The organism is Marinobacter pelagius (genome assembly GCF_900114925.1).
Lineage (GTDB): Bacteria > Pseudomonadota > Gammaproteobacteria > Pseudomonadales > Oleiphilaceae > Marinobacter > Marinobacter pelagius.
On the sequence record NZ_FOUR01000004.1, the window covers coordinates 45,014 to 59,255 of the forward strand.

At 60.5% G+C, this 14,242-nt stretch carries 11 protein-coding genes; all 11 read right to left on the bottom strand.

What is annotated here, in order from left to right:
• Nucleotides 1–28: 28 nt before the first annotated feature.
• The 11 genes from zipA to odhB all read right to left on the bottom strand — a co-directional run bounded on the left by zipA (nucleotide 29) and on the right by odhB (nucleotide 14,231).
• On the bottom strand, nucleotides 29–1,096 hold the full coding sequence (gene zipA, locus BM254_RS09650) for a cell division protein ZipA (protein WP_092002389.1): 1,068 nt from the start codon (nucleotides 1,094–1,096) through the stop codon (nucleotides 29–31).
• Between the two features lie 128 nt (nucleotides 1,097–1,224).
• Nucleotides 1,225–4,719 (bottom strand): chromosome segregation protein SMC, encoded by a 3,495-nt coding sequence (smc, locus tag BM254_RS09655; protein ID WP_092002392.1) that lies wholly within the window; start codon nucleotides 4,717–4,719, stop codon nucleotides 1,225–1,227.
• A 1-nt stretch (nucleotide 4,720) separates the two neighbouring features.
• Nucleotides 4,721–5,380, bottom strand: a complete 660-nt coding sequence (locus BM254_RS09660; protein WP_245777419.1) for a GntR family transcriptional regulator — start codon at nucleotides 5,378–5,380, stop codon at nucleotides 4,721–4,723.
• Between the two features lie 158 nt (nucleotides 5,381–5,538).
• Nucleotides 5,539–6,501, bottom strand: coding sequence for a 23S rRNA pseudouridine(2605) synthase RluB (gene rluB, locus BM254_RS09665; protein WP_092002399.1), 963 nt, complete (start codon nucleotides 6,499–6,501; stop codon nucleotides 5,539–5,541).
• Nucleotides 6,502–6,536: 35 nt separating this feature from the next.
• On the bottom strand, nucleotides 6,537–7,157 hold the full coding sequence (scpB, locus tag BM254_RS09670) for an SMC-Scp complex subunit ScpB (protein ID WP_092002402.1): 621 nt from the start codon (nucleotides 7,155–7,157) through the stop codon (nucleotides 6,537–6,539).
• A gap of 42 nt (nucleotides 7,158–7,199) precedes the next feature.
• Complete coding sequence (locus BM254_RS09675; protein WP_092002405.1) at nucleotides 7,200–8,030, bottom strand: segregation and condensation protein A; 831 nt, start codon at nucleotides 8,028–8,030, stop codon at nucleotides 7,200–7,202.
• 48 nt (nucleotides 8,031–8,078) lie between these two features.
• Entirely contained in the window at nucleotides 8,079–9,293 is a 1,215-nt protein-coding gene (locus BM254_RS09680) for a tryptophan--tRNA ligase (protein WP_092002407.1), read from the bottom strand.
• Nucleotides 9,294–9,451: 158 nt separating this feature from the next.
• Nucleotides 9,452–10,324: a succinate--CoA ligase subunit alpha gene (sucD, locus tag BM254_RS09685; protein WP_092002410.1), complete on the bottom strand. Its 873-nt coding sequence runs from the start codon at nucleotides 10,322–10,324 to the stop codon at nucleotides 9,452–9,454.
• Nucleotides 10,324–11,490 (bottom strand): ADP-forming succinate--CoA ligase subunit beta, encoded by a 1,167-nt coding sequence (gene sucC / locus BM254_RS09690; protein WP_092002413.1) that lies wholly within the window; start codon nucleotides 11,488–11,490, stop codon nucleotides 10,324–10,326. The genes sucD and sucC overlap by 1 nt, the downstream gene beginning before the upstream one ends.
• A 36-nt stretch (nucleotides 11,491–11,526) precedes the next feature.
• Entirely contained in the window at nucleotides 11,527–12,969 is a 1,443-nt protein-coding gene (lpdA, locus tag BM254_RS09695) for a dihydrolipoyl dehydrogenase (RefSeq protein ID WP_092002416.1), read from the bottom strand.
• A 35-nt stretch (nucleotides 12,970–13,004) separates the two neighbouring features.
• Nucleotides 13,005–14,231: a 2-oxoglutarate dehydrogenase complex dihydrolipoyllysine-residue succinyltransferase gene (gene odhB / locus BM254_RS09700; RefSeq protein ID WP_092002419.1), complete on the bottom strand. Its 1,227-nt coding sequence runs from the start codon at nucleotides 14,229–14,231 to the stop codon at nucleotides 13,005–13,007.
• Nucleotides 14,232–14,242: the final 11 nt, after the last annotated feature.

Here is a 14,242-nt window from a genome sequence, read left to right on the forward strand (position 1 = left end):
GGGCATTACGCTTTCGGTGTTACGACCCTCAAACCCGCTGGGAGCGCTGCTTACGCTCGAACTCGCGGATGCGCTGGCGACAATGCTCGATGGTCTGGGGCGTCATCACACTTCGCCGTTCGTCCTTGAGTTCACCTCCCAGGTTACGAACCACCGCCTGGGCGGTCTCCAGCATGAAATCGAAGGCCTGAAGTGGCTTGGACGGACCGGGCAGGCTCATGAAGAAGCTGATCCCGGGCGTCTTCATGCCCGGAATATCGGAGGGCTTGAAGGTGCCGGGTTCCACAGCACTGGCCACACTGAACTGCACCGGGCTCGTGGTATCCGCTTCCTCGTGGCGGTGATAGATATCCATATCGCCATGTTCAAGCCCACATGCCTCGAACAGTTTCTTGAGGGCCGGGCCAGAGAACTCCTCGCCACTCCGGGCGAGTATATTGATCACAATCACTTCCCGGGCCTCGGGACGGTTGGCACCGGCCAGTGGCTGGTCAGAACGACGCGCGGTGGGAGTTCTCCGGGCGGTGTCCTCCTCTACCTCGCTGGTGACAATCGGGGGCGCATTCTCTGTCTCCGCTTTTCTGGCAGCCCGGGGCTCTTCAGTGGCCTCAGGCTCTGCAGGCCGGGGCGCTGGTTCTGGCGCCACAGTGCGGGGCTCGCCGACGATACCGTCATCAACCGTTTCGTCGTCACGGGCGCCCCAGCCGGCGTCCTGGATGTAGTCATCCTGATCAGCAGAAGACAAATGCTCGTCCTCCGCCATTTCGGGTTCAGGCTCCGCGGGCTGTTCGGGTTTACGGGTTTCCTTCGCCGGGCGGGTCGGTTTGGGCGGCGGATTGCCGAAGCGGCTGGATTTTTCGGGTTTGACGTAACCCCGCTCTTCCAGGACGTCACGGGAGATCGTTCGGGCGCCGCCATTGGGCAATTCGGGGTTGTACTCCTCTTCGAGAGGAGATTCGTCGAGGTCATCCGCACCCATCCCCGACGAGATGGCCATGGACTCTTTCCGAGCCCGACGCATCCGACGAATACCATCGATCACGATGCCGAGAATAACCAGGGTACCTATGGCGATTAACCATTCCCTAAGAGACATAGTGCTGTCGTCCTGTCTGCAGGTTCAATAATGTTGCTACTCTAAGAAAAGCCTGTAATGAATACAACGCGCAGCCGGGCCAGATGGCATTTTTGTCATCCTTGATGGCAATTCAACCAGTTCCGGCATCAGGCCTCGGCCAGGGCTGCGGCTTCCTCCACATCCACGGACACCAGCCGCGAACAACCCGGTTCGTGCATGGTCACCCCCATCAACTGGTCTGCCATCTCCATGGCGATCTTGTTGTGGGTAATGTAGATGAACTGCACCTGTTTCGACATCTCCTTGACCATATTGGCGTAGCGGCCGACGTTGGCATCGTCCAGCGGCGCATCCACCTCATCCAGCATACAGAACGGGGCCGGGTTGAGCTGGAAAATGGAGAACACCAGCGCGATCGCCGTCAGGGCTTTCTCACCACCGGAGAGCAGATGGATGGTGCTGTTCTTCTTGCCCGGGGGCCGCGCCATGATGGCGACACCGGTTTCCAGCAGATCCTCACCGGTCAGTTCCAGATAGGCATTACCGCCCCCGAACACTTTCGGGAACAGTGCCTGCAGGCCACCGTTGACCTGGTCGAAGGTTTCCTTGAAGCGTTGACGGGTTTCCCGGTCGATCTTCCGGATCGCGTTATCCAGTGTTTCCAGGGCTTCCATCAGGTCTTCGTGCTGGCTGTCCAGATAGGTCTTGCGCTCACTCTGGACCTGGTACTCCTCGATGGCGGCCAGGTTAATGGCACCCAATCGCTGGATCCGGTTGCCGATCTTCTCAAGCTCGTCGGCCCAGTCTTTCTCGTTGGCGCCTTCCGGCAACTGCTCCAGTACTTCCTGAAGCTTCACATCCAGCTCGGTGAGTTGCTCAATGTGGTTGCCTGACCGGATCTCCAGTGCCTGGGACTCCATCTTGAGTTTTTCCAGCCGGGCGCGGACATCCTGGATCTCATGGTCAATCCGGCTCCGGGCCTGTTCCTTCTCGCGAACCTCCCGGTCAATCTCCTCGAGGGAATCCCGTGCTGCACCGAGCTTTTCCTCTTCCGCCAGCCTACGATCCAGCAAGCCTTCGAGCTGCATCTGCAGGTCTTCCATGGGCTCCTCGGCACTCTCCCGCGCTTCCCGCAGGATTTCCAGGCGCTCCTGGATCCGTTCCTTCTGCAGTTGCATCCGGTCGATGGTCTGTTTCAGGCCCTCACGCTGGCTGTTCAGGGTCTGGAGCTGAAGCTGCAGCTGGTGTGCATGGTCCCGGTCATGACGGGCCTCCTGGCGCAGGCGATCCAGGTTCTCCCGGAGCGTATCCCGTTGCTCCAGCAGCCTTTCCTTTTCCTCGTCACTGTCTTCCGTGGAAGCCAGTGCCTGCTGCCATTCCTCCCGGGCCATCTGCAGGCTTTCCTGCTGGTCCTCAAGACTGACCGCCACGTCGTCGCGATCCTCGGTAATCCGTTGCAGCCGGGCATCGATCTGTTCGGCCCGTGCCTTGAGCCCGGAAATCCGGGACCCCAGACTGCTGAGCTCGCGCTCGGCGTCGGACAGCTTCGCCTGGGCATCCTCGCGGGTTGCTTCCGCCCGCTCGGCACGCTCCTGGAGCTGCTCCAGGCGGTCGCTAGCCGTTTCCATGGCTGCCTCGGCGCTGGTCAACTGCTCCGTCAGCCCGGCTACTTTTTTCTGGCGTTCGATGACGCCCACCTGACCGGCATCCGAATCCGGCATCAGGATCCAGTCACGGGCGACCCAGATACCTTCCCGGGTGATCATACTCCGCCCCGCGCCAAGGCTCGCGCGCGTGGCCAAAGCCTCATCCAGGTTCTCAGCGGTGTCGATGCCGTCGAGCATCGCGGTGACTGCCGGCACACCCGAGACCCGTGCGGCCAGCCCGCTACCAGTGCCGGCATCCCCGGAACCGTCATCCACCACCGCCAATCCCCGGGGGGCATCCGCCATGGCATCGGAGAGTTCGGAGATACCCGGCAGCGCCAGACCCTGGGTGAACCGGCCAATGACCTGTTCCACGGCAAATTCCCAGCCGTCGTCAATCCGCAGGCGTGAGGCCACACGCGGTGCGTCCAGCAGGTCATGGTCGGAGAGCCAGGACTGGAGCTGATCGTCCTGACTACCCAGTTGTTCGTCCAGCAACGCCTGCTGGGATTCAAGGGACGCCCGGAGACTCTGGACCCGCTGGCGCTCCTCAGACAGGGCAGTTTCGGCCTCGCGCTGCTGCTGTCGGGCTTCGTAGAGTTCGTCCTGGATATCCGCGATGCGCTCGGAGGCTTCTTCCCGCTGGAGCTCCAGGGTCTCCTGTTGCTCCAGCAGGCCTTCCAGTTCAGCCCGGTCCATCTGGCCTTCGAGCAGTTCACGCTCGTCCTCCAGTTTCCGGCTCCGGTTCCGCAGCTGTTCGATGGCGTCTTCCAGCGAGCGGATCCTGGACTGGGCCAGCTCCGCCTGACGGCGCGCATCGGAAGAACGGGTACTGAAGTCTTCCCACTTGTGCTGCCAGTCGCTCATGGCGTCTTCGGCCTGCTGCAGCTTCTCGCCGGACTCCTCGGAGCGGATGGCCAGGGCTTCCTGCTCCGGCTCCATCATGTCCAGCTCCTCCTGGATGGCAGCAAGCTTTTCTTCGTCCTGCTCCAGCTCCCGCGCCAGCTCACGCTCGTTGGCCATGGCCTGGTCCAGTTCCGTGGCCGTCTGGCGGCTGCGCTCACGCTGGTGTTCCAGGCTCTGCTCGATGCGGGCGATATCGGCACCGGCCTCGTAGTAGCGGGCCTGGGCGCGGTTGAAATGTTCGGTGCGGTCCTGATGGCTGTCCCGGAGGGATTCGAGGGAGGTTTCCAGGCTCACCCGTTCGGTCAGCTGTTTTTCCAGTTCAAGCTCGGTGTCCCGGATCTTGCTCCGCCAGGTCTGCAGGTCGTTGTCCAGGGACTGCCAGCGCAGCACGGTCAGTTCCGCCTTCTTCTGGCGTTCTTCCTGCTTGTAGGCCTTGTACTTCTCGGCGGCCGCGGCCTGGCGTTCCAGGTGCTGCAACTGGCGGGACAGTTCGTCACGCAGGTCGGTGAGACGCTCAAGGTTTTCCTGGGTGCGGCGGATCCGGTTCTCGGTTTCCCGGCGCCGTTCCTTGTACTTGGAGATTCCCGCGGCTTCCTCAATATAAACCCGGAGCTCTTCCGGTTTGGCTTCGATGAGCCGGGAAATCATGCCCTGCTCGATAATGGCATAGCTGCGAGGGCCCAGCCCGGTACCCAGGAACAGATCGGTGATGTCACGGCGACGGCATTTCGCGCCATTCATGAAGTACTCGGACTGGCCTTCCCGGGACACCCGACGGCGCACGGAGATCTCATTGAAGCGGGCAAACTCGCCAGGCGCGGAGCCATCGCTGTTGTCGAACACCAGTTCGATGGAGGCCTGGCCCACGGGCTTGCGGGCACTGGAGCCATTGAAGATGACGTCGGTCATGGATTCGCCACGCAGGTACTTGGCGGAGCTTTCCCCCATGACCCAGCGCACCGCGTCTATGATGTTCGACTTGCCACAGCCGTTGGGCCCCACCACCGCGGTCATGTTGGAGGGGAAAGGAACCGTGGTCGGATCGACGAAGGACTTGAAACCGGACAGCTTGATGGACTTCAGGCGCATATCAGGCGCTCTCCTCGTCCCTGAGAATACTCAGCACCTGCTGGCGCTGGTGCTCGCCGAAGGCCTGGATAGCCGCCTGGAGACGGTCAGCGTCGCCGGCGGTGGCGGCATCCGCCAGTTGGCGGAAGAAAGTTGCCGTCTCATCGATCTCTTCCCGGAAATGTTCCAGTGCCACAAAGTAGGTGCGGCTGATGGCCGGCCGGAAGTTTTCCAGGGTCTCCTCCAGGAACGGATTCTCCACCAGGCGGTAGGCATAGCGCATGACGCCGAAGCCGGCGTCGATCACCTGTTCCGCCGCATCGGCACTGTTGGAGTTGAGGGCGTCGATCACCGCCTGCAGCTCCCGGACCTGGCCCATGACGCCACCCAGTTCCTCGCCGGACCAGCGCTCGAGCACTTTTCGCCCCAGCATGCACAGGAGATCAATGTAGATATCGTAGAGGTTGTTGACGCTTTCGGCCGTCAGGCCCGAAACCACGGCGCCCCGGCGGGGAAAGATTTCCACCAGGTGCCGCCGTTGCATGATCAGCAGGGCCTCACGGACGGAACCGCGGCTGACGTTCAGTTCACCGGCGACCTTGAGTTCCTGGATTCGCTCGCCTGGCTTGAGATCACGGGTGATGATCCTTTGCCCCAGGTGCTGGGCAATCTGTTCGGACAAACTTTCAGGAGCCTGAAACCTCATAAATTCTGGCGCTCACTTCCCGGATGAATACAGTCACAAGCGCTGGAGTTTAGCACAGGCTTGCACTGGCCCCACCCCCTTGTCCGACATTTTGATTGCCCCACTCCGGATTTTTCCGGACCGCTCCCCCGGCCTTACTTGCGGGATTGGGGTCGACGGCGTGCTTTAGGCTTTTCTGGAGCGGAATCAGTAACCTGCCATTTATTCGCGCCAGGCTTTTTGCCGGGGCGGGACGGCGCCTTACGGCGACGGCGGTCATGGGCGGCCTGCTCGCCCGGGGTCTTGGCAGGAATCTCCACCGGATCCAGCCCGACGGTACGGCTCAGCAGATCCACCGCCTTCTGATCCAGTTCTTCCCATTTGCCCACGGTCAGGCGGCTGGGCAGGAAGATCGGCCCGTAACGCACCCGCTTGAGTCGGCTCACCTTCACGCCCTGGGATTCCCAGAGTCGACGAACCTCGCGCTTGCGACCCTCCATGAGGGTGACATGGAACCACTGGTTCACGCCCCTGCCACCGGCCGGCGTAACGTCCGTGAACTTTGCCATACCGTCTTCAAGCAGCACGCCTTCCAGCAGGCGCTCGATCATGGCCTCGTCCACCTCACCGAAAATCCGCACGGCGTATTCCCGGTCGATCTCGCCGGACGGGTGCATCAGCCGGTTGGCCAGCTCGCCGTCGGTGGTGAACAGCATCAGGCCGGTGGTGTTGATGTCCAGGCGGCCGATGGACAGCCAACGGTGGTCCTTCAGCCTCGGCAGCCGGTCAAACACCGTCGGACGGCCTTCCGGATCCTTGCGGGTGGTCACCTCGCCTTCGGGCTTGTTGTAGATCAGTACCCGGCGCAGCACCTCGGCGGCACCGGATACGTCCAGCCGCTTGCCATCCAGGTCGAAACGGTCTTGCGCGGTGGCTTTCTGGCCGGGACTGACCGGTTGGCCGTTGACGGTGAGCCGGCCGGCTTCCATCCAGCCCTCAATTTCCCGGCGGGAGCCGACACCGGCCCTGGCCAGGAGTTTCTGCACCCGCTCCGGAGCATCCGGGCTAACAGTTTCCTGACGTTTTGCTGAGCCTTGGCCTGGTCGATCTGACGCCATGGTTAAATCCTTGATAATGACTGACGTGTATATGGTCAGTGAATGGTCTGCTGACTGGATTCGGGGGACTCGAACTCGATCTCCCCCTGCATGTTCTTCTCGATTTCCCGGCCGATTTCTTCGAGATCCCGCACTTCCGATAGTGGCGGCAACTGATCCAGGCCGGTCAGATTGAAATAATCCAGAAACTGTTTGGTCGTGGCGTACATGGCCGGGCGACCGGGTACGTCCCGGTGGCCGACAACGCGCACCCACTCTCGCTCAAGCAGGGTGCGAATGATATTGCTGCTTACCGTAACACCACGGATATCCTCGATTTCCCCCCGGGTAATCGGCTGCCGGTAGGCGATCAGGGCCAGGGTCTCCAGCAATGCCCGGGAATAGCGCTGGGGTTTCTCCTCGAACAGGCGTCCGACCCAGTGTGCGTACTCTTCGCGCACCTGAAGCCGGTAACCGCTGGCCACTTTTTTCAGCTCAAAGCCCCTACCCTCGCACGCCGCCTCCAACTGAACCATGACATGCTCCATCACCTGCCGGGCCGGCCGCTCATCCTCGGTGAACAGTTCCCGGAGCTGTTCCAGTGAAAGCGGCTTGCCCGCTGCCAGCAGGGCGGCCTCGGCAATGGCCTGAATCCTTAGCAGGTGTTCTTCATTCATGATCAGAATCCGGTGTCTTGGGGTTTCTGGACTTGGTGGCTTTCAGCTGGCCGCACGGGCCCGGACGTGAATCGGCCCCAGCGTTTCGCCCTGAACCACCTCGATCAGCTGCTCCTTGACCAGCTCCAGTGTGGCGAGGAAGGTCACCACCACGCCAAGCCGACCCTCTTCAGGGGTAAACAGGCTTTCGAAGGATACGAACCGGTCGTCCTGCAGCACAGAAAGGATGTGTGACATCCGCTCACGGGTAGACAGGATTTCCTTCTCCACGTGGTGACTGGTAAACAGATCCGCACGCTTCAGCACCCCCTGCATCGCCAGCAGCAGCTCCCGGAGATCCACATCGGGATGGGGCTGGCTGGACGGCAGCTTCGGCAATGCCGCCGATGCGCCGAAGGTATCACGCTCCATCCGGGGCAGTTCGTCGATATCCTCGGCAGCCTGCTTGAAGCGCTCGTACTGCTGGAGCCGGCGTATCAGTTCCGCCCGGGGATCGATTTCTTCCTCATCCTCGGACTCCTGGCGCGGCAGCAACATGCGGGACTTGATCTCGGCCAGGGTGGCGGCCATCACCAGGTACTCCGCGGCCAGTTCGAAGCGCATCGCCTCCACGGCCCCGATGTAGTCCATGTACTGCCGGGTGATCTCGCTGACATCAATATCCAGGATATTCATGTTCTGGCGACGGATCAGATACAACAGCAGGTCCAGGGGGCCTTCAAAGGCCTCCAGGAACACCGCCAGGGCATCGGGTGGAATGTACAGGTCCTTGGGAAGGTCAACGACGGGCTTGCCGGAAACCAGTGCCAGCGGCGTCTGTTCATCAGGCGTCTGTTCTGCTTCCGCTACCGTGGTGCTGGTATCGTCCGTCATAACCTTCCCTCGGATGACACTGACCGGGATCCGGTCAGCGGCTGATCGTTAGCGGTAATGCAGCCCCATGGCTGCCCGCACTTCCTCCAGCGTATCACGGGCCGCATCCCGGGCATGCTCGCGGCCTTCCTGCAGGATGGAATGCACCAGGTCCGGGTTGTTCTCATATTCCCGGGCCCGTTCGTGCAGCGGGCGCTGCTCCTCGACAATGGCGTCGATCAGCGGCTTCTTGCAGTCGAGGCAGCCGATACCGGCACTGCGGCATCCGGTCTGCACCCACTCCTGGGTGTCGGCATCGGAGTAGATCTTGTGCAGTGCCCAGACCGGACACTTTTCCGGCTCACCTGGATCGGTGCGGCGTACCCGCTGGGGATCGGTCTGCATGGTGCGGATCTTGTCAGCGACCGCATCCGGCGCCTCACGCAGGCCGATGTAGTTGTTATAGGACTTGGACATCTTCTGGCCGTCCAGTCCGGGCATCTTGGATTCGGGGGTCAGCAACGGCTGGGGCTCCGGCAGGATGACCTTGCCGCCACCCTCGATATAACCGTACAGACGCTCCCGGTCACCCAGGGAGATATTCTGTTGCTCTTTCAGCAGTGCCCGGGCGGTTTCCAAAGCTTCGAGATCGCCCTCTTCCTGGTACCGCTTCTTCAGATTCCGGTACAGCTTGGCGTTCTTCTTGCCCATCTTGACGATGGCGCCTTCCGCCTGCTCCTCGAAGCCCGGCTCCCGGCCATAGATATGGTTGAAACGACGGGCGATCTCGCGGGTGATCTCCACGTGAGAGACCTGGTCGGCGCCCACCGGCACCTTGCCGGCCCGGTAAATCAGGATATCGGCGCTTTGCAGCAGCGGGTAACCGAGGAAGCCATAGGTGGCCAGGTCCTTCTCCCGAAGTTTCTCCTGCTGGTCCTTGAAGGTGGGAATACGCTCGAGCCAGCCCAGGGGCGTGATCATGGACAGCAGCAGATGCAGTTCCGCGTGCTCGGGCACCTGGGACTGGATGAACATGGTGGAAGACCCCGGGTTCACACCGGCGGCCAGCCAGTCGATCACCATGTCCCAGACACTCTGCTCGATGCCGGAAGGATCATCGTACTGGGTGGTCATAGCATGCCAGTCGGCGATGAAGAAGAAGCACTCATACTCGTGCTGGAGTTTGACCCAGTTTTTCAGCACACCGTGGTAGTGACCAAGGTGAAGCTTTCCGGTCGGACGCATGCCCGACAAAACCCGCTGCTGGGAATCTACAGAACTCAAAGCACGAACTCCTTATGTTGCGAATAGTGCGCCCCGGCAAAAGAGGCTGACCGGGCATTATAGTCTGATAGCCCCTCGCCGTTAAGGATACAGGCCAAAAAACAAAAAACCCCCGGTCACCATCAGGTGCCGGGGGTTTTTCCTTCAGGAGGAAAGGCTTACCAGCCAGTCACTTCCTTCAGGGCCTTGCCGATTTCGGCCAGGCTGCGTACGGTTTTTACACCGGCGTCATTCAGGGCGGCAAACTTCTCGTCTGCAGTACCCTTACCACCGGAGATGATCGCACCGGCGTGACCCATACGCTTGCCCGGAGGCGCAGTCACACCCGCGATGTAGGAAACAACCGGCTTGGTTACGTTCTCTTTGATGAACGCAGCGGCTTCTTCCTCGGCAGTACCGCCGATCTCACCGATCATGACGATAGCCTCGGTTTCCGGATCTTCCTGCAGCAGCTTCAGGATATCGATGAAGTTGGAACCCGGAATCGGGTCACCACCGATGCCCACACAGGTGGACTGGCCGTAGCCGAAGTCAGTGGTCTGCTTGACCGCTTCGTAAGTCAGGGTACCGGAGCGGGATACGATGCCGACCTTACCCTTCTTGTGGATGTGGCCCGGCATGATGCCGATCTTGCACTCGTCCGGAGTGATCACGCCCGGGCAGTTCGGACCGATCATGCGAACGCCTTTACGATCAACGTATTCTTTGGCGTACAGCATGTCGATGGTCGGGATGCCTTCGGTGATGCAGACGATCAGCTGGATGCCGGCGTCTGCCGCTTCGATGATCGCGTCCTTACAGAACGGAGCCGGCACGTAGATCACGGTGGCTTCCGCGCCGGTCGCTTCAACGGCGTCACGAACGGTGTTGAATACCGGCAGGCCCAGGTGCTCGGTGCCGCCCTTACCGGGGCTTACACCGCCAACCATCTTGGTGCCATAGGCGATGGCCTGCTCGGAGTGGAAGGTACCCTGGGAGCCGGTAAAGCCCTGGCAGATTACCTTGGTGTCTTTATTGATCAGGATGCTCATTACTTACCCCCTGCGGCTTTAACGACTTGCTCTGCAGCATCCGCCAGGCTGGTGGCGGCAATGATGTTCAGGCCACTTTCGGCCAGTACCTTGGTGCCCAGCTCGGCGTTATTACCTTCAAGGCGAACAACCACAGGAACTTTTACACCGACTTCCTTAACAGCGCCGATGATGCCCTCTGCGATCATGTCGCAGCGAACGATACCACCGAAGATGTTAACCAGAACGGCTTGAACCGCGTCGTCAGACAGGATGATCTTGAACGCTTCGGAAACGCGCTCTTTGGTCGCGCCGCCACCTACGTCCAGGAAGTTGGCAGGCTGGCCGCCGGACAGCTTGATGATGTCCATGGTGCCCATGGCCAGACCGGCACCGTTAACCATGCAGCCGATGTTGCCTTCCAGCGCCACGTAGTTCAGTTCCCACTTGGCCGCTTCCGCTTCACGGGAATCTTCCTGGGAAGGATCGTGCATCTCGTGGATCTTCTTCTGGCGGTACAGCGCGTTGCCGTCCACACCAACCTTGGCGTCCAGGCAGTGCAGGTCACCGGCCGGAGTGATAACCAGCGGGTTGATCTCGACCAGTGCCAGGTCAGCTTCTTCGAACAGCTTGGCCAGACCCAGGAAGATCTTGGTGAACTGACCGATCTGCTTGCCTTCCAGGCCCAGTTTGAACGCCAGCTCACGGCCCTGGTACGGCTGAGCGCCGACCAGCGGGTCGATTTCGGCCTTCAGGATCTTTTCCGGAGTCTCTTCGGCAACCTTCTCGATCTCGACACCACCTTCGGTGGATGCCATGAAGACGATACGACGGGTGCCACGGTCAACCACGGCGCCCAGGTACAGCTCTTCCTCGATGTCGGTCAGGGATTCAACCAGGATCTTGCTGACCGGCTGACCGTTCTCGTCGGTCTGGTAGGTAACCAGGTTCTTGCCCAGCCACTTCTCGGCAAACTCACGGATTTCTTCTTTGCTCTTGACCAGCTTTACACCGCCGGCCTTACCACGGCCACCCGCGTGAACCTGGGCCTTGACTACCCAGCCGTCACCGCCGATTTCGTCTGCCGCTGCTACGGCTTCCTTGGGAGTATCGCAGGCAATACCCTTGGATACGGGCAGGCCGTACTCAGCAAACAGCTGCTTGCCCTGATATTCATGCAAATTCATAGTAAATGTCCCGAATTAAAGAATTCCTGGTTTGCGTTACTTCTTCTTGCGACGGTTCGCGATATGGATCGCGCCGCCGGCAACAGCCAGAGCCGCCTCGTGCACAGACTCGGACAGAGTCGGGTGCGCGAAACAGGTCAGGGCCAGATCTTCCGCGCTGGAACCAAACTCCATCGCAATCACACCCTGGGCCACGATCTCGGAGGCCTGGGGGCCTACCACGTGGAAACCGAGGATGCGGTCAGTCTTGGCATCAGCAATGATCTTGACCAGACCACTGGCTGCATTGGCTGCCATGGCGCGACCGTTGGCAGCGAACGGGAAGGTACCGACGTTGTACTCTTCACCCTCAGCCTTCAGCTGCTCTTCGGTCTTGCCTACCCAGGCCACTTCCGGCGCGGTGTAAATCACGTTCGGAATGCAGTCGTAATTGACCTGCGGCTTGTGCCCGGCAATGCGCTCGGCAACCATCACGCCCTCTTCAGACGCCTTGTGGGCCAGCATCGGACCGCGAACCACGTCACCGATTGCCCATACACCCGGTGCTTCGGTCTTGCAGTTGTCATCCACGAAGATGAAACCGCGCTCGTCCATCTGGACACCGGCGTCTTCGGCCAGCAGGTTGTCGGTGTAAGGACGACGGCCAACCGCAACGATCAGCTTGTCGAACTTGGCTTCCTGCTTGCCCTTGGAGTCTTCATAGGTGACGTTGATCAGCTTGCGCTTGACTTCCGCGCCGGTCATCCGCGCACCCATGACAATGTTCAGGCCCTGCTTCTTGAACTGCTTCAGGGCGTCTTTCGCTACCTGCTGGTCAACCGCCGGCAGGAAGGTGTCCTGGGCTTCCAGAACAGTGACTTCGGAACCCAGGCGGGCCCAGACACTGCCCAGCTCGAGGCCGATGACACCGGCACCGATGACACCCAGGCGCTTGGGCACTTCGCTGAACTCCAGCGCGCCCTCGGAATCGACGATGTACTCGCCGTCGAACGGAGCCGGCGGAATCTCGATCGGCTTGGAACCGGTAGCGATGATTACGTTGTCGGCTTCGTAAGTCTTGGTCTTGCCGTCCTTGTCGGTCACTTCCACCTTACGACCGGCCAGCAGCTTGCCGTGGCCATGGATGGAGGTTACACCGTTGGACTTGAACAGGCCGGCAATACCGCCGGTCAGCTGCTGCACGATGCCGGACTTGCGCTCCATCATCTTGGCGATGTCCATGGAGACTTCTTTCGCCATGATGCCCTGCATCTCGTAGTCGTGGCTGGCTTCCTCGTACTTGTGGGAAATCTCCAGCAGCGCCTTGGACGGAATACAGCCCACGTTCAGACAGGTACCACCCAGTACCTGGCTCTTGCCGTCTTTGGACGTCCAGGACTCGACACAAGCGGTTTTCAGGCCGAGCTGAGCGGCTTTGATGGCTGCCACATAACCGCCGGGGCCGGCACCGATGACAATGACGTCGTACTTATCAGACATAATTTATCCCGTTCTCTGATTCGTTAAGTGTCAGTTCACACGTCCAGCAGAATACGTGCCGGGTCTTCAAGCATTTCCTTGATGGCGACGAGGAACTGCACTGCTTCCTTACCATCGATCATACGATGATCGTATGACAGCGCCAGGTACATCATCGGCAGGATTTCAACCTGGCCGTTGACCGCCATCGGGCGCTCCTGAATCTTGTGCATGCCCAGGATCGCGGTCTGCGGCGGGTTCAGGATCGGCGTGGAGATCAGCGAGCCGAAGATACCGCCGTTGGTGATGGTGAAGGTACCACCGGTCATTTCCTCGATGCCCAGCTTGCCTTCTTTGGCCTTGGTGCCGTACTCGACAATCTTCTTCTCGATGTCGGCCAGACCCATGGCGTCGGAATCGCGCAGAACCGGAACCACCAGACCACGATCGGTGGAAACGGCTACACCGATGTCCTGGTAGCCATGATAAACCATATCGTTGCCGTCGATGGATGCGTTAACCGCCGGGAAACGCTTCAGGGCTTCGGTTGCCGCCTTGGTGAAGAAGGACATGAAGCCCAGCTTGATACCGTGACGCTTCACGAAGCTGTCCTGGTACTGCTTGCGCAGCTCCATGATCGGCTTCATGTTCACTTCGTTGAAGGTGGTCAGCATGGCCGCAGTCTGCTGTGCTTCGACCAGACGCTTGGCGATGCTGGCGCGCAGACGGGTCATCGGAACCCGCTTCTCGGGGCGCTCGCCCTGAGCCACATTGACTTCCGGCATACCAGCCGCAGCGGCCGGCTTGGCGGCGCCACCGGAGGCCTTGCTGCTGTCGATGTGAGCCTGAACGTCTTCCTTGGTGACACGGCCATCTTTGCCGGTGCCCTTGACGGCGTTCGGATCGACATCGTTTTCCTCGGCCAGCTTGCGAGCGGCCGGGCTCAGGATAGCTTCTCCGGAAGCGGCTTCTGACTTGGCTTCTTCCTTCGGAGCTTCCTCTTTGGCTTCCGGCTTGCTTTCGGCAGGCTTGGACTCACCCGCTGCGCCTTCCTTGAACTTGCCGATCACTTCACCGCTTTCTACGGTGTCGCCTTCACCCTTGACGATTTCCTCGATCACACCGTCAGCCGGTGCAACCACTTCGAGGACAACCTTGTCGGTTTCGATATCGACGATCAGCTCGTCGCGGGAACAGGCTTCGCCCGGCTGCTTGTGCCAGGTCGCGACGGTACCCTCTGCGACCGACTCCGGGAAAACGGGGGCTTTAATCTCAGTTGACATTACAAATCCTT